Source organism: Pseudomonas sp. PDM32 (genome assembly GCF_019219225.1).
Taxonomy (GTDB): domain Bacteria; phylum Pseudomonadota; class Gammaproteobacteria; order Pseudomonadales; family Pseudomonadaceae; genus Aquipseudomonas; species Aquipseudomonas laurylsulfatiphila.
Genome location: NZ_JAHUWE010000018.1, coordinates 24,639 through 38,576 on the forward strand (window position 1 = coordinate 24,639; position 13,938 = coordinate 38,576).

The 13,938-nt window shown below is 56.6% G+C and carries 20 protein-coding genes; 19 read left to right on the plus strand and 1 reads right to left on the minus strand.

What is annotated here, in order from left to right; translation table 11 throughout:
• Positions 1–5 precede the first annotated feature (5 nt).
• The 19 genes from rplN (at position 6) to bfr (ending at position 10,988) form a co-directional block, all read left to right on the plus strand.
• Positions 6–374, plus strand: coding sequence for a 50S ribosomal protein L14 (gene rplN, locus KW846_RS27595; protein WP_002555479.1), 369 nt, complete (start codon positions 6–8; stop codon positions 372–374).
• An 11-nt stretch (positions 375–385) separates the two neighbouring features.
• Positions 386–700: a 50S ribosomal protein L24 gene (rplX, locus tag KW846_RS27600; RefSeq protein WP_095059509.1), complete on the plus strand. Its 315-nt coding sequence runs from the start codon at positions 386–388 to the stop codon at positions 698–700.
• 22 nt (positions 701–722) lie between these two features.
• Positions 723–1,262 (plus strand): 50S ribosomal protein L5, encoded by a 540-nt coding sequence (gene rplE, locus KW846_RS27605; protein ID WP_003210069.1) that lies wholly within the window; start codon positions 723–725, stop codon positions 1,260–1,262.
• 13 nt (positions 1,263–1,275) lie between these two features.
• Complete coding sequence (rpsN, locus tag KW846_RS27610; RefSeq protein ID WP_003176414.1) at positions 1,276–1,581, plus strand: 30S ribosomal protein S14; 306 nt, start codon at positions 1,276–1,278, stop codon at positions 1,579–1,581.
• Positions 1,582–1,790: 209 nt separating this feature from the next.
• A complete protein-coding gene (rpsH, locus tag KW846_RS27615) occupies positions 1,791–2,183 on the plus strand; it encodes a 30S ribosomal protein S8 (protein WP_003186040.1) in 393 nt (130 codons plus the stop codon).
• Between the two features lie 12 nt (positions 2,184–2,195).
• Positions 2,196–2,729: a 50S ribosomal protein L6 gene (gene rplF, locus KW846_RS27620; RefSeq protein WP_003176412.1), complete on the plus strand. Its 534-nt coding sequence runs from the start codon at positions 2,196–2,198 to the stop codon at positions 2,727–2,729.
• 10 nt (positions 2,730–2,739) lie between these two features.
• Positions 2,740–3,090 (plus strand): 50S ribosomal protein L18, encoded by a 351-nt coding sequence (rplR, locus tag KW846_RS27625; protein WP_003186037.1) that lies wholly within the window; start codon positions 2,740–2,742, stop codon positions 3,088–3,090.
• 3 nt (positions 3,091–3,093) lie between these two features.
• Positions 3,094–3,594 (plus strand): 30S ribosomal protein S5, encoded by a 501-nt coding sequence (gene rpsE, locus KW846_RS27630; RefSeq protein WP_003186035.1) that lies wholly within the window; start codon positions 3,094–3,096, stop codon positions 3,592–3,594.
• 2 nt (positions 3,595–3,596) lie between these two features.
• Positions 3,597–3,773 (plus strand): 50S ribosomal protein L30, encoded by a 177-nt coding sequence (gene rpmD / locus KW846_RS27635; RefSeq protein ID WP_003176408.1) that lies wholly within the window; start codon positions 3,597–3,599, stop codon positions 3,771–3,773.
• A 3-nt stretch (positions 3,774–3,776) separates the two neighbouring features.
• Complete coding sequence (rplO, locus tag KW846_RS27640; RefSeq protein WP_003228720.1) at positions 3,777–4,214, plus strand: 50S ribosomal protein L15; 438 nt, start codon at positions 3,777–3,779, stop codon at positions 4,212–4,214.
• Positions 4,215–5,543 carry a preprotein translocase subunit SecY gene (secY, locus tag KW846_RS27645; RefSeq protein WP_003228718.1) on the plus strand — a complete coding sequence of 443 codons (1,329 nt, stop codon included), beginning with the start codon at positions 4,215–4,217 and terminating at the stop codon, positions 5,541–5,543. It begins immediately after the preceding gene.
• A gap of 24 nt (positions 5,544–5,567) precedes the next feature.
• Positions 5,568–5,684 (plus strand): 50S ribosomal protein L36, encoded by a 117-nt coding sequence (gene rpmJ / locus KW846_RS27650; RefSeq protein WP_002555468.1) that lies wholly within the window; start codon positions 5,568–5,570, stop codon positions 5,682–5,684.
• 130 nt (positions 5,685–5,814) lie between these two features.
• Complete coding sequence (gene rpsM, locus KW846_RS27655; protein WP_009045849.1) at positions 5,815–6,171, plus strand: 30S ribosomal protein S13; 357 nt, start codon at positions 5,815–5,817, stop codon at positions 6,169–6,171.
• Between the two features lie 30 nt (positions 6,172–6,201).
• Entirely contained in the window at positions 6,202–6,591 is a 390-nt protein-coding gene (gene rpsK, locus KW846_RS27660; RefSeq protein WP_002555466.1) for a 30S ribosomal protein S11, read from the plus strand.
• 18 nt (positions 6,592–6,609) lie between these two features.
• Positions 6,610–7,230, plus strand: a complete 621-nt coding sequence (gene rpsD, locus KW846_RS27665; protein ID WP_003176404.1) for a 30S ribosomal protein S4 — start codon at positions 6,610–6,612, stop codon at positions 7,228–7,230.
• Positions 7,231–7,252: 22 nt separating this feature from the next.
• On the plus strand, positions 7,253–8,254 hold the full coding sequence (gene rpoA, locus KW846_RS27670; RefSeq protein ID WP_007970428.1) for a DNA-directed RNA polymerase subunit alpha: 1,002 nt from the start codon (positions 7,253–7,255) through the stop codon (positions 8,252–8,254).
• Positions 8,255–8,296: 42 nt separating this feature from the next.
• Positions 8,297–8,683, plus strand: coding sequence for a 50S ribosomal protein L17 (gene rplQ / locus KW846_RS27675; protein ID WP_007970429.1), 387 nt, complete (start codon positions 8,297–8,299; stop codon positions 8,681–8,683).
• Positions 8,684–8,920: 237 nt separating this feature from the next.
• A complete protein-coding gene (locus tag KW846_RS27680; protein ID WP_218486196.1) occupies positions 8,921–10,375 on the plus strand; it encodes a catalase in 1,455 nt (484 codons plus the stop codon).
• Between the two features lie 148 nt (positions 10,376–10,523).
• On the plus strand, positions 10,524–10,988 hold the full coding sequence (gene bfr / locus KW846_RS27685) for a bacterioferritin (protein WP_007970123.1): 465 nt from the start codon (positions 10,524–10,526) through the stop codon (positions 10,986–10,988).
• 64 nt (positions 10,989–11,052) lie between these two features.
• On the opposite strand, the gene uvrA is transcribed toward bfr, so the two are convergent.
• Entirely contained in the window at positions 11,053–13,887 is a 2,835-nt protein-coding gene (gene uvrA, locus KW846_RS27690; protein WP_218486197.1) for an excinuclease ABC subunit UvrA, read from the minus strand.
• Between the last annotated feature and the right edge of the window lie 51 nt (positions 13,888–13,938).

The window sequence follows — 13,938 nt, forward strand, 5'->3', positions numbered from 1 at the left end:
ATTATATGATTCAGACTCAATCCATGCTCGATGTGGCCGATAACAGCGGCGCTCGCCGCGTTATGTGCATCAAGGTGCTGGGTGGCTCCCATCGTCGTTACGCTGGTATCGGTGACATCATCAAAGTTACCGTCAAGGAAGCAATTCCTCGCGGTAAAGTGAAAAAAGGCCAAGTGATGACTGCCGTTGTAGTCCGCACTCGTCACGGCGTACGTCGTGCTGATGGCTCCATTATCCGCTTTGATGGCAACGCTGCTGTTCTGTTGAACAACAAGCAAGAGCCGATCGGCACCCGTATCTTTGGGCCAGTGACCCGTGAACTTCGTACTGAGAAGTTCATGAAGATCGTCTCGCTCGCCCCAGAAGTGCTGTAAGGAGATCCGACATGCAAAAGATTCGTCGTGACGACGAGATCATCGTGATCGCCGGCAAAGACAAAGGTAAGCGCGGTAAGGTGCTTAAGGTTCTCGCTAACAACCGTTTGGTTATTGGTGGTCTGAACCTGGTCAAGCGTCATACCAAGCCTAACCCGATGTCGGGCGTGCAGGGCGGTATCGTCGAGAAAGAAGCTCCACTGGATGCTTCTAACGTCGCCATTTTCAACAGCGAAACCAACAAGGCTGACCGCGTTGGTTTCAAAGTAGAAGACGGCAAGAAAATTCGTGTCTTCAAGTCGACCCAAAAAGCGGTTGATGCTTGAACACTGCTAGGTAGATGAGACCATGGCACGACTAAAAGAGATTTACCGGAAGGAAATTGCTCCGAAACTTAAGGAAGAACTTAAGCTTTCGAACGTGATGGAAGTTCCGCGCGTTACCAAAATCACCCTGAACATGGGTCTGGGCGAAGCGATCGGCGACAAAAAAGTCATCGAGCACGCTGTTGCTGACCTGGAAAAGATCACCGGCCAGAAAGTCGTTGTGACCTACGCTCGCAAATCCATCGCAGGCTTTAAAGTCCGTGAAGGTTGGCCGATCGGCGTCAAAGTGACCCTGCGCCGTGAGCGTATGTACGAGTTCCTGGATCGTCTGCTGTCGATCTCCCTGCCTCGGGTTCGCGACTTCCGCGGCCTGAATGCCAAGTCCTTCGATGGTCGTGGCAACTACAGCATGGGCGTGAAAGAGCAGATCATCTTCCCGGAAATCGACTACGACAAGATCGATGCTCTCCGCGGTCTGGACATCACCCTGACCACCACTGCCAAGAACGATGATGAAGGCCGCGCTCTGCTGCGTGCGTTCAAATTCCCGTTCCGCAACTGATTGGAGTAGGACCATGGCCAAGATGAGCATGAAAAACCGCGAGCTGAAGCGTCAGCTCACGGTTGCCAAGTACGCCAAGAAGCGTGCAGCACTGAAAGCTATCATCGTTGATCTGAACGCAAGTCCAGAAGCGCGTTGGGAAGCTACAGTAGCCCTGCAGAAGCAGCCACGTGACGCAAGCGCTTCGCGCATGCGTAACCGCTGCCGCCTGACCGGTCGTCCACACGGCGTTTACCGCAAGTTCGGCCTCGGCCGTAACAAACTGCGTGAAGCTGCCATGCGTGGTGACGTACCGGGTCTGGTTAAAGCCAGCTGGTAAGTACTGTCAAAGTCTCGGTGTCCAGGATCGCAAGATCCTGACCACCGGTGGCCTTGAATCTGGATCAAGCCCCTTTTGGGGCTTGATTCATTTCTGGGGTGTGTCTAGAATACCCGGCTCGCCTGAGCCCGTGTTTTTCATGCTCGGAGATTCTCGGCGACACGTAATAGCCGCAAGGCTAATTTTTTTGTATTAGGAGCGTCTAGCCCATGAGTATGCAGGACCCGTTAGCGGACATGCTAACTCGTATCCGTAATGCCCAGATGGCTGAAAAGTCCGTCGTAAGCATGCCATCTTCCACGTTGAAGGTAGCTGTTGCCAAAGTCCTGAAGGACGAAGGTTACATTGCGGGTTATCAGATCAGCAGCGAAATCAAACCACTGCTGTCCATCGAGCTGAAGTACTTCGAAGGCCGTCCGGTTATCGAAGAAGTGAAGCGCGTTAGCCGTCCAGGCCTGCGTCAGTACAAGTCCGTCGATGATCTGCCAAAAGTTCGTGGCGGTCTCGGTGTGTCTATCGTCTCCACCAACAAGGGTGTGATGACTGATCGTGCTGCGCGCGCTGCCGGTGTCGGCGGCGAAGTTCTTTGCACTGTGTTCTAAGGGGGGATAAGCATGTCTCGCGTCGCTAAGAACCCCGTTAAGCTGCCAGCCGGTGTCGAAGTAAAATTCGCAGGCCAACAGCTTTCGGTGAAGGGTGCCAAGGGCACTCTCGAACTGAACATCCATTCGTCCGTTGAGATCGTTGAAGAAGCTGGTGAGCTGCGTTTCGCTGCTCGCAATGGCGATCAACAGACTCGCGCAATGGCTGGTACCACTCGTGCGTTGGTAAACAACATGGTCCAAGGCGTAAGCCAAGGCTTTGAGCGCAAGCTCCAGCTGGTCGGTGTTGGTTACAAAGCGCAAGCAAAAGGCACAGTGCTGAACCTGGCTCTTGGCTTCTCGCACCCAGTGGATTACGAACTGCCGGAAGGCATCACCGCTGAGACTCCTAGCCAGACCGATATCCTGATCAAGGGCATCGACAAGCAGCTGGTAGGTCAAGTGGCCGCCGAGATCCGCGACTTCCGTCCACCAGAGCCGTACAAAGGCAAAGGTGTGCGCTACGCGGACGAAGTCGTCCGTCGTAAAGAAGCCAAGAAGAAGTAGGGCATAGCAAATGACCGACAAAAAAGTTACTCGACTGCGTCGCGCTCGCAAAGCACGCCTGAAAATGCACGAACTCGAAGTCGTGCGTCTCTGCGTGTTCCGCTCTTCGCAGCACATCTACGCCCAGGTCATTTCGGCCGACGGCAACAAAGTCCTGGCAAGCGCCTCGACTTTGGATAAAGAACTGCGTGATGGTGCCACCGGCAACATCGACGCGGCCACTAAGGTTGGCCAGCTGGTCGCTACGCGTGCTAAGGCCGCTGGCGTCTCGCAGGTGGCTTTCGACCGCTCTGGCTTCAAGTACCACGGCCGCGTTAAAGCGCTGGCTGATGCTGCTCGTGAAGCTGGGCTGGAGTTCTAAGTTATGTCAAATAACGACCAAAAGCGCGACGAAGGCTACATCGAGAAGCTGGTTCAAGTTAACCGCGTAGCCAAAACCGTTAAAGGCGGCCGTATCTTCACTTTCACCGCGTTGACCGTGGTTGGTGATGGTAAGGGCCGTGTTGGCTTCGGCCGTGGCAAGTCGCGTGAAGTGCCTGCTGCGATCCAGAAGGCAATGGAAGCTGCTCGCCGCAACATGATCCAGGTTGATCTGAACGGCACCACCCTGCAGTACGCCATGAAGTCCGCTCACGGCGCTTCGAAGGTGTACATGCAGCCTGCTTCTGAAGGTACCGGTATCATCGCTGGCGGCGCTATGCGTGCTGTCCTCGAAGTTGCTGGTGTTCAGAACGTTCTGGCCAAGTGCTACGGCTCGACTAACCCGGTAAACGTGGTTCACGCCACTTTCAAAGGTTTGAAAGCAATGCAGTCTCCTGAATCCATTGCCGCCAAGCGTGGCAAAAGCGTCAAGGAGATCTTCTGATCATGGCTACCGTTAAAGTTACGCTGATCAAAAGCATGACCGGCCGCATCCCTAACCACAAACTGTGTGTTAAGGGTCTGGGTCTGCGTCGCATCGGTCACACTGTAGAAGTCCAGGATACTCCCGAGAATCGCGGGATGATCAACAAGGCTTACTACATGCTGCGTGTCGAGGGTTAATCGATGAAACTCAATGATCTGAGTCCAGCGCCGGGTTCCCGTCGCGAAAAGCATCGTCCGGGCCGTGGTATCGGTAGCGGTTTGGGTAAGACTGGTGGCCGTGGTCACAAAGGTCAGACCTCTCGCTCCGGTGGCACCATTGCTCCAGGCTTTGAAGGCGGTCAACAGCCGCTGCATCGTCGCCTGCCGAAGTTCGGTTTCGTTTCCCTGAAAGCCATGGACCGCGCAGAAGTGCGTCTGTCCGAGCTGGCCAAAGTGGAAGGCGACATCGTCACCGTGCAGTCCCTGAAAGATGCCAACGTGATCAACGTCAACGTACAGCGTGTGAAAATCATGCTGTCCGGTGAAGTGACTCGCGCTGTCACTATCGGCAAGGGAATCGGCGCCACCAAAGGTGCGCGTGCGGCTATCGAAGCAGCTGGCGGCAAGTTCGAGGAATAAATGGCTAAGCAAGGTGCTCTCTCTGCGCTCGGCAAAGGCGGTATGTCTGAACTCTGGGCTCGTCTGCGTTTTCTGTTCCTGGCGATTATCGTCTACCGAATAGGCGCACACATCCCGGTTCCAGGTATCAACCCGGACCGACTCGCGGACCTGTTTCGACAGAATGAGGGGACCATTCTTAGCTTGTTCAACATGTTTTCCGGCGGCGCGCTGGAACGGATGAGCATCTTTGCACTGGGGATCATGCCGTACATCTCGGCATCGATCATCATGCAACTGATGACCGCCGTCAGCCCGCAGCTGGAGCAGTTGAAGAAGGAAGGTGAAGCTGGCCGTCGCAAGATCAGCCAGTACACCCGCTACGGCACTGTCGTCCTCGCTCTCGTCCAGGCCATTGGCATGTCCATTGGTCTGGCGGGGCAGGGCGTTGCGTTCACTGGTGACTTTGGCTTCCATTTCGTCGCGGTATCCACGTTTGTGGCTGGTGCGATGTTCATGATGTGGCTGGGTGAGCAGATTACTGAGCGTGGTGTTGGCAACGGTATCTCGATGTTGATTTTTTCGGGTATCGTCGCCGGTCTTCCGAGAGCGATCGGGCAGTCTTTCGAGTCTGCACGTCAGGGTGATATCAACATCTTCGCCCTGGTTGCCATCGGTTTGCTGGCAGTAGCGATTATCGGTTTCGTGGTGTTCATTGAGCGTGGTCAGCGTCGTATTGCTGTTCACTACGCCAAGCGTCAGCAGGGCCGCAAGGTCTTCGCTGCGCAGACCAGCCACTTGCCGCTGAAGGTGAACATGGCCGGTGTTATTCCGGCTATTTTCGCGAGCAGCATTTTGCTGTTCCCGGCTTCGTTGGGTGCCTGGTTCGGTCAGTCTGAAGGTATGGGCTGGTTGCAGGACATCTCGCAGTCGATCGCTCCTGGTCAGCCGTTGAATATTCTGCTGTTTAGTGCAGGGATTATTTTCTTCTGCTTCTTCTATACGGCGTTGATGTTCAATCCGAAAGACGTAGCGGAAAACCTGAAGAAGTCCGGTGCCTTTATTCCGGGCATCCGTCCAGGTGAGCAGTCTGCGCGCTACATTGATGGCGTTCTGACTCGCTTGACCATGTTCGGTGCTCTTTACATGACGGCCGTCTGCCTGTTGCCCCAGTTCCTGGTGGTTGCAGCCAACGTACCGTTCTACCTTGGCGGGACCTCGTTGCTGATCGTCGTCGTGGTTGTGATGGACTTCATGTCCCAAGTACAATCGCACCTCGTTTCGCACCAGTACGAATCCCTGATGAAGAAAGCCAACCTGAAGGGTTACGGCAGCGGCATGCTGCGCTGACCCATAAGGTTCGAGGAGTTGGTGATGAAAGTTCGTGCATCGGTGAAAAAGCTGTGCCGTAACTGCAAGATTATTCGCCGCGAAGGTGTTGTTCGAGTAATTTGCAGCGCGGAACCGCGTCACAAACAGCGCCAAGGCTGAGTGTGATTGTGCTTCAAGCCCGGCAGCTAGTGCGCTGCCGGGTTGATTATTTGTTATTACAGCGATATTATCTCGCGCCCTATTTCTTGGCTTCCGGGGCGTAGGTAGCTGTCAATTGGAGTCCCACTGAATGGCCCGTATTGCAGGCGTTAACATTCCAGATAACAAGCATACTGTTATCTCGCTGACCTACATCTATGGTGTTGGTCGCACTACTGCACAGAAAATTTGTGCAGAGACTGGGGTAAACCCAGCAGCAAAGATCAAAGATCTGAGCGACGAGCAGATTGAACAGCTGCGTGGCGAAGTGGCGAAGTTCACCACTGAAGGTGACCTGCGTCGCGAAATCAACATGAAAATCAAGCGCTTGATGGACCTCGGTTGCTATCGCGGTCTGCGTCATCGTCGCGGTCTTCCAGTGCGCGGTCAGCGTACCAAGACCAACGCGCGTACCCGTAAAGGTCCGCGTAAGCCGATCCGCAAGTAATCGCCCCAGCGAATCGACAGGAATTTAATCATGGCAAAACCTGCTGCTCGTCCTCGTAAAAAAGTTAAAAAGACAGTGGTTGATGGCATCGCCCACATCCATGCATCTTTTAACAACACCATCGTGACCATCACCGACCGTCAAGGTAACGCTCTTTCCTGGGCTACCTCCGGTGGTTCGGGTTTCCGCGGTTCCCGCAAGTCCACCCCGTTTGCTGCTCAGGTAGCTGCTGAACGTGCTGGTCAAGCTGCGCTGGAATACGGCCTGAAAAACCTCGACGTCAACGTCAAAGGTCCAGGTCCAGGTCGTGAATCCGCAGTCCGCGCTTTGAACGGCTGTGGCTACAAGATCGCCAGCATCACCGACGTGACGCCAATCCCGCACAACGGGTGCCGTCCGCCGAAGAAGCGCCGCGTGTAATCCAGGAGATTGTAAAGAATGGCTCGTTACATTGGTCCAAAATGCAAACTCGCTCGTCGCGAAGGCACCGATCTCTTCCTGAAGAGCGGCGTGCGCGCGATCGAATCGAAGTGCAACATTGAAGCAGCACCTGGTATCCACGGCCAACGCCGCGGTCGCCAGTCCGACTACGGCACCCAACTGCGTGAAAAGCAGAAGGTCCGTCGTATCTACGGCGTTCTCGAGCGTCAATTCAGCGGCTACTACAAAGAAGCTGCTGGCAAGAAAGGTGCAACCGGTGAGAACCTGCTGCAACTGCTCGAATGCCGTCTGGACAACGTTGTATACCGTATGGGCTTTGGTTCGACTCGTGCCGAATCCCGTCAGCTGGTATCGCACAAGTCGATCAGCGTAAACGGTCAGACCGTTAACGTTCCGTCCTACCAGGTTCGTGCTGGTGACGTGGTTGCTGTTCGCGAGAAAGCAAAAAATCAACTTCGCATTGTCCAAGCTCTCGATCTGTGTGCCCAACGTGGCCGCGTAGAATGGGTAGAAGTAGACACTGAGAAGAAGTCGGGCGTTTTCAAGAACGTTCCAGCTCGCAGTGATCTGTCCGCCGACATCAACGAAAGCCTGATTGTCGAGCTCTACTCCAAGTAAGGGCTAGAAAATAGGTGCATCCATGCAGATTTCGGTAAATGAGTTCCTGACACCCCGCCACATTGATGTGCAGGTTGTCAGTCCAACCCGCGCCAAGATCACTCTCGAGCCTCTCGAGCGTGGTTTCGGCCATACCCTGGGCAACGCGCTGCGCCGCATCCTGTTGTCCTCAATGCCCGGCTGTGCAGTAGTCGAGGCCGAGATTGACGGTGTGCTCCACGAGTACAGCGCCATCGAAGGTGTACAGGAAGACGTCATTGAAATCCTGTTGAACCTTAAAGGTCTGGCTATCAAGCTGCACGGTCGTGACGAAGTTACGCTGACCTTGTCGAAGAAGGGTTCGGGGGTGGTTACCGCTGCCGATATTCAGCTGGATCATGATGTCGAGATCGTTAATCCCGATCACGTAATCGCTAACCTGGCGTCTAACGGCGCCCTGAACATGAAGCTCGTAGTAGCTCGTGGTCGTGGTTATGAACCGGCAGACTCGCGTCAGAGCGATGAAGACGAAAGCCGCAGCATCGGTCGCTTGCAGCTTGACTCTTCGTTCAGCCCGGTTCGCCGTATCGCATACGTGGTGGAAAACGCCCGTGTCGAGCAGCGTACTAACCTGGACAAGCTGGTTATTGATCTGGAAACCAACGGTACTCTGGATCCTGAAGAGGCTATTCGCCGCGCTGCAACCATCCTGCAACAGCAGTTGGCTGCGTTCGTCGACCTCAAGGGTGACAGTGAGCCAGTGGTTGTCGAGCAGGAAGACGAGATCGATCCGATCCTGCTTCGCCCGGTTGACGATCTGGAACTGACTGTACGTTCGGCTAACTGCCTTAAGGCGGAAAACATTTACTACATCGGTGACCTGATTCAGCGTACCGAAGTGGAATTGTTGAAGACTCCGAACCTGGGCAAGAAATCCTTGACTGAAATCAAGGACGTTCTGGCCTCCCGCGGTCTGTCCCTCGGCATGCGCCTCGACAACTGGCCGCCTGCAAGTCTTAAGAAGGACGACAAGGCGACTGCCTGATCGTCGTAATCACCGAACGTAGTGTTTGGTAAGGAATGAACCATGCGTCATCGTAAAAGTGGTCGTCACCTGAGCCGCACCAGCTCGCACCGCAAGGCCATGTTCCAAAACATGGCGGTGTCGCTGTTCGAGCACGAGCTGATCAAAACTACTCTGCCAAAAGCCAAAGAACTGCGCCGCGTTGCCGAGCCGCTGATCACTCTGGCCAAGACAGACAGCGTTGCTAACCGTCGTCTGGCTTTCGACCGTACTCGTTCGAAAGCTATCGTTGGTAAGCTCTTCAACGACCTGGGCAAGCGTTACGCTACCCGTGAGGGTGGCTACCTGCGCATCCTCAAGTGCGGTTTCCGCGCTGGCGACAACGCGCCTATGGCGTACGTCGAGTTGGTTGATCGTGCTACTGCTGGCGAAGCTGTATCCGCCGAGTAAGACGTCAGTCTGAAACAAGGAACCGGGCCTAGTGCCCGGTTTTTTGTGCCTGTAAGAAACGCGCCGTTTGTACAAGCGTCCCCTTCGTCCACATCGTCATTATGTGATGGGGATGATCATTAGTTTTTAACTATCGATGTCTGCAAGTTAATGAATTTGTAGCTGTCATGTTGATGATCAATACTCCTTCTCAGCCGATAGCCGGCAGTTCAAGACCGACAGAAGAAGGAAGATCGCATGAGCCAAAACAAAACGCTTACCACCGCCAGTGGCGCTCCTGTTGCTGATAACCAGAATTCCCGTTCCGCCGGCCCTCGCGGCCCGCTGCTGCTCGACGACTTTCATCTGATCGAGAAGCTTGCCCACTTCAACCGTGAAAACATCCCTGAGCGCCGTGTGCACGCCAAAGGCTCGGGTGCCTACGGTACGTTCACCGTGACGCGCGATATCACTCAATACACCAGCGCGAAGCTGTTTGAGGCAGTCGGTAAGCAAACCCCGACTTTCCTGCGTTTTTCCACCGTGGGCGGTGAGCGTGGTTCGGCCGATACCGAGCGTGATCCGCGCGGCTTTGCCTTGAAGTTTTACACCGAGGAAGGCAACTGGGACATCGTCGGCAACAACACTCCCGTGTTCTTCATTCGCGATCCACTGAAGTTTCCGGACTTTATCCACACCCAGAAGCGTTTGCCGCAAAGCAACCTGAAGAGTGCCCAGGCGATGTGGGACTTCTGGTCGCATTCGCCCGAGGCGTTGCACCAGGTCACCATCCTGTTCTCCGACCGGGGTATCCCTGACGGATACCGTCACATGCACGGATTCGGCAGCCACACTTACAGCCTCATCAATGCTCAAGGCGAGCGCCACTGGGTGAAGTGGCACTACAAGACCCGGCAGGGGATCAAGAACCTTGCTCCAGCGGAGGCTGCGCGTCTGGCGGGTACTGATCCGGATTACGCCCAGCGCGATTTGTTCAACGCCATCGAGCAGGGTGATTTCCCGAAATGGCGCGTGTGCATTCAGATCATGAGCGAGGCTCAGGCGGCGGCGCACTACGAGAATCCGTTTGATGTGACCAAAACCTGGTCGCAGAAAGAGTTTCCACTGATTGAAGTGGGAGAACTGGAGCTCAATCGCAACCCGCAGAACTACTTCGCGGAAGTCGAGCAGGCGGCGTTCGGCCCCAGCAATATGGTACCCGGCGTTGGTCTGTCACCGGATCGCATGCTGCAGGGGCGGGTATTCGCCTACGCGGATGCTCACCGCTACCGTGTCGGCACCAACCACCAACAGTTGCCAGTCAACGCTCCGCGCAGTCCGGTCAACACCTATCAGCGCGATGGCTCGATGGCCTTTGGCAGCAATGGCGGTGCGGCGCCGAACTACGAGCCGAACAGCTATGTCGAGTCGCCGAAGCAGGCACCTCGTTACGCAGAGCCCGCGTTGGCGCTCAGTGGTGCCGCCGATCGTTACGACCACCGCGAAGATACTGATTACTACAGTCACGCCGGCGCGTTGTTCCGCTTGATGTCTGAACAGCAGAAATCGCTGCTGGTCAGCAACATCGCCGCTGCGATGGCGGGGGTGTCGAGTGATGTGGTTGATCGCCAGCTGCAACATTTCTACAAGGCTGACCCGGCGTATGGAGAAGCAATCGCAAAGCTGCTCAACGTACAGCTTAACGAAGTCTAAATGAGAAGCAGAACCGCCCTTGTTTGGGCGGTTTTTGCGTTATTTCAGCTGGTTTTCTCAGAATATCTTCGCTTTTATTGCGTCTTGCGAGTGACGATAAGGGCATGTTGGTTCAAACTATAACTTTCAAGCAGGGAGATGTAGGGCGATGCAAGGCCACCCAGATGTGATCGATTACCTCAACACGTTGCTGACCGGCGAATTGGCCGCGCGTGATCAATATTTCGTTCATTCGCGAATGTATGAGGACTGGGGTTTCACCAAGCTCTACGAACGAATCAACCACGAGATGGAAGAAGAAGCAGGGCACGCTGATGCCTTGATGCGCCGGATCTTGATGCTCGAAGGTACTCCGCGCATGCGCCCGGACGATCTCGATGTCGGCACCACGGTGACCGAGATGCTCGAAGCGGATTTGCGCCTGGAATACAAGGTGCGGGCTGCGCTGTGCAAGGGCATCAAGCTCTGCGAGCAGCACAAGGACTACGTCAGCCGCGAAATGCTGCGGGTTCAATTGCATGACACCGAAGAAGATCATACCTACTGGCTCGAAAAGCAGCTGGGTCTGATCAAATTGATCGGGCTTGAGAACTACCTGCAATCCCACGCCTGATTCAGCGAATACAAAAAAGCCCCTGCCACCGATGAAGTGACAGGGGCTTTTTCATGGCGCCTGGTTAAGCCCGGTCCCGCTCCAGCAGCGGCTTGAGGTAGTAGCCAGTATGGGATTGCTTCATCTCTGACACTTCCTCCGGTGTACCGACGGCGATGATCTGACCGCCCTTGGAACCACCCTCCGGCCCGAGGTCCACCAGCCAGTCGGCGGTCTTGATCACGTCCAGGTTGTGCTCGATGACCACCACGGTGTTGCCGTGGTCGCGCAGGCGATGCAGCACGTCGAGCAGTTGCTGGATATCCGCGAAGTGCAGCCCGGTGGTCGGTTCATCGAGGATGTACAAGGTCTTGCCGGTATCACGCTTGGACAATTCGCGGGACAGTTTCACCCGCTGCGCTTCACCTCCGGAGAGCGTGGTCGCCGATTGCCCCAGCTTGATGTACGACAGGCCGACGTCCATCAACGTTTGCAGCTTGCGCGCCAGGGCCGGCACCGCATCGAAGAACACCCGCGCTTCCTCGATGGTCATCTCGAGGGTTTCGTGGATGCTCTTGCCCTTGTACTTGATCTCCAGGGTTTCACGGTTGTAGCGCTTGCTCTTGCACACGTCGCACGGCACGTAGATGTCCGGCAGGAAGTGCATCTCGACCTTGATCAGGCCGTCGCCCTGGCAGGCTTCGCAACGCCCGCCCTTGACGTTGAAGGAGAAGCGCCCCGGGCCATAGCCCCGGGAGCGGGACTCCGGCACGCCGGCGAACAACTCGCGGATCGGCGTGAACAGTCCGGTATAGGTCGCCGGGTTGGAGCGTGGCGTACGGCCGATCGGGCTCTGGTCGATGTCGACGACCTTGTCCAGGTGCTCCAGGCCCTTGATGCTGTCGTGGGCGGCCGCCTCAAGCGTCGTTGCGCCATTCAGCGCGGTGGCGCTCAACGGGAACAGCGTGTTGTTGATCAGCGTCGATTTACCCGAGCCGGACACGCCGGTGACGCAGGTCAGCAGGCCGATCGGAATCTCCAGGTCGACATTGCGCAGGTTGTTGCCGCGCGCGCCCTTGAGCGCCAGCGTCAGCTTCTTGTTGCGCGGCGTACGTTTGGCCGGGACTTCGATTTTCACCCGGCCCGACAGGTATTTGCCCGTCAGCGAGTCCGGGTGCGCCATGACCTCGGCCGGTGTGCCTTCGGCGACGATATGCCCGCCGTGCACGCCGGCGCCCGGGCCGATGTCCACCACGTAGTCGGCCAGGCGGATCGCGTCTTCGTCGTGCTCGACCACGATCACCGTGTTGCCGATATCGCGCAGGTGCTTGAGGGTGCCCAGCAGCCGGTCGTTATCGCGCTGATGCAGGCCGATGGAAGGTTCGTCGAGGATGTACAGGACACCCACCAGGCCGGCGCCAATCTGGCTGGCCAGCCGAATGCGCTGGGCCTCGCCGCCGGACAAGGTGTCGGCACTGCGGTCCAGCGACAGATAGTCGAGGCCGACGTTGACCAGAAATTGCAGGCGTTCGCGGATTTCCTTGAGGATCTTGTCGGCAATTTCGCCACGACGACCGGTGAGCTTGAGCCCGCCAAAATAGTCGGACGCATCGCCGATCGGCAGGTTGGTCACCGCCGGCAGGGTTTTCTCGCCGACCCACACGTGCCGCGCTTCACGGCGCAGACGGGTGCCACGGCAATCCGGGCATGACTGGGTACTGAGGAACTTGGCCAGTTCTTCGCGCACCGATGCCGATTCGGTTTCGCGGTAACGGCGCTCCAGGTTCGGCACGATGCCTTCGAACGGGTGCGAGCGTTTGACGATGTCGCCACGGTCGTTCAGGTATTTGAAGTCAACGTTTTGCGAACCGCTGCCGTGCAGGATGAATTTCTGCTGGTCGGCGGGCAGTTCGTTGAACGGCACTTCCAGGCTGAACTTGTAGTGCGCGGCCAGCGAGCCGAGCATCTGGAAGTAATAGACGTTACGCCGATCCCAGCCACGAATCGCCCCTTCGGCCAGGGTCAGTTCGCCGTTGACCAGGCGCTTGATGTCGAAGAACTGCTTTACCCCCAGACCATCACAGGTCGGGCAGGCGCCGGCCGGGTTGTTGAAGGAGAACAGCTTGGGTTCCAGCTCGCTGATGGCATGGCCGCAGATCGGGCAGGCGAAGCGTGCGGAGAAGATCATCTCCTCACCCGGCTCGTCGTCCATCGGCGCTACCAGGGCGATGCCGTCCGCCAGTTTCAGCGCGGTTTCGAAGGATTCGGCCAGGCGTTGTTGCAGATCGGCGCGAACCTTGAAGCGGTCGACCACGACATCAATGGTGTGTTTTTTCTGCTTGTCGAGCTTGGGTGCTTCGTCCAGCTCATAGAGCTTTCCGTTGATCCGGGCACGGACGAACCCTTGGGCGCGCAGTTCTTCGAAAACCGACAGGTGCTCGCCCTTGCGCTCGCGGATGACCGGGGCCAACAGCATCAGTTTGCTGCCCTCCGGTTCGGCGAGGACCAGGTCGACCATCTGGCTGACGGTCTGCGCTTCCAGCGGAATGTCGTGGTCCGGGCAACGGGGAATGCCCACGCGAGCATACAGCAGGCGCAGGTAGTCGTAGATTTCGGTAATGGTGCCGACCGTCGAACGCGGGTTGTGCGAGGTGGACTTCTGTTCGATGGAGATCGCCGGCGACAGGCCTTCGATGGTATCGACGTCAGGCTTTTCCATCATCGACAGGAACTGCCGGGCATAAGCCGACAGCGATTCGACGTAGCGGCGCTGGCCTTCGGCGTACAGGGTGTCGAAAGCCAGCGACGACTTGCCGGAGCCGGACAGGCCGGTGATGACGATCAGCTTGTCCCGTGGCAGGGTCAGGTCGATGTTCTTCAGGTTGTGGGTTCGAGCCCCACGTATCAGGATCTTGTCCAAGGTGGCCTCGCTCGGCGGGCGTCGAAAACGTAGGAGTATACGGCCAAATAC

Excerpts from the sequence above, each read along its gene's own strand:
- rpsH (WP_003186040.1), top strand. The coding sequence starts at position 1,791 with ATGAGTATGCAGGACCCGTTAGCGGACATGCTAACTCGTATCCGTAAT.
- rpoA (WP_007970428.1), top strand. The coding sequence starts at position 7,253 with ATGCAGATTTCGGTAAATGAGTTCCTGACACCCCGCCACATTGATGTG.
- rpmJ (WP_002555468.1), top strand. The coding sequence starts at position 5,568 with ATGAAAGTTCGTGCATCGGTGAAAAAGCTGTGCCGTAACTGCAAGATT.
- rplO (WP_003228720.1), top strand. The coding sequence starts at position 3,777 with ATGAAACTCAATGATCTGAGTCCAGCGCCGGGTTCCCGTCGCGAAAAG.
- rpsD (WP_003176404.1), top strand. The coding sequence starts at position 6,610 with ATGGCTCGTTACATTGGTCCAAAATGCAAACTCGCTCGTCGCGAAGGC.
- rplR (WP_003186037.1), top strand. The coding sequence starts at position 2,740 with ATGACCGACAAAAAAGTTACTCGACTGCGTCGCGCTCGCAAAGCACGC.
- rplF (WP_003176412.1), top strand. The coding sequence starts at position 2,196 with ATGTCTCGCGTCGCTAAGAACCCCGTTAAGCTGCCAGCCGGTGTCGAA.
- rpsE (WP_003186035.1), top strand. The coding sequence starts at position 3,094 with ATGTCAAATAACGACCAAAAGCGCGACGAAGGCTACATCGAGAAGCTG.
- rplN (WP_002555479.1), top strand. The coding sequence starts at position 6 with ATGATTCAGACTCAATCCATGCTCGATGTGGCCGATAACAGCGGCGCT.
- rpmD (WP_003176408.1), top strand. The coding sequence starts at position 3,597 with ATGGCTACCGTTAAAGTTACGCTGATCAAAAGCATGACCGGCCGCATC.
- bfr (WP_007970123.1), top strand. The coding sequence starts at position 10,524 with ATGCAAGGCCACCCAGATGTGATCGATTACCTCAACACGTTGCTGACC.
- rpsK (WP_002555466.1), top strand. The coding sequence starts at position 6,202 with ATGGCAAAACCTGCTGCTCGTCCTCGTAAAAAAGTTAAAAAGACAGTG.
- rplQ (WP_007970429.1), top strand. The coding sequence starts at position 8,297 with ATGCGTCATCGTAAAAGTGGTCGTCACCTGAGCCGCACCAGCTCGCAC.
- rplE (WP_003210069.1), top strand. The coding sequence starts at position 723 with ATGGCACGACTAAAAGAGATTTACCGGAAGGAAATTGCTCCGAAACTT.
- KW846_RS27680 (WP_218486196.1), top strand. The coding sequence starts at position 8,921 with ATGAGCCAAAACAAAACGCTTACCACCGCCAGTGGCGCTCCTGTTGCT.
- rplX (WP_095059509.1), top strand. The coding sequence starts at position 386 with ATGCAAAAGATTCGTCGTGACGACGAGATCATCGTGATCGCCGGCAAA.
- rpsM (WP_009045849.1), top strand. The coding sequence starts at position 5,815 with ATGGCCCGTATTGCAGGCGTTAACATTCCAGATAACAAGCATACTGTT.
- rpsN (WP_003176414.1), top strand. The coding sequence starts at position 1,276 with ATGGCCAAGATGAGCATGAAAAACCGCGAGCTGAAGCGTCAGCTCACG.
- secY (WP_003228718.1), top strand. The coding sequence starts at position 4,215 with ATGGCTAAGCAAGGTGCTCTCTCTGCGCTCGGCAAAGGCGGTATGTCT.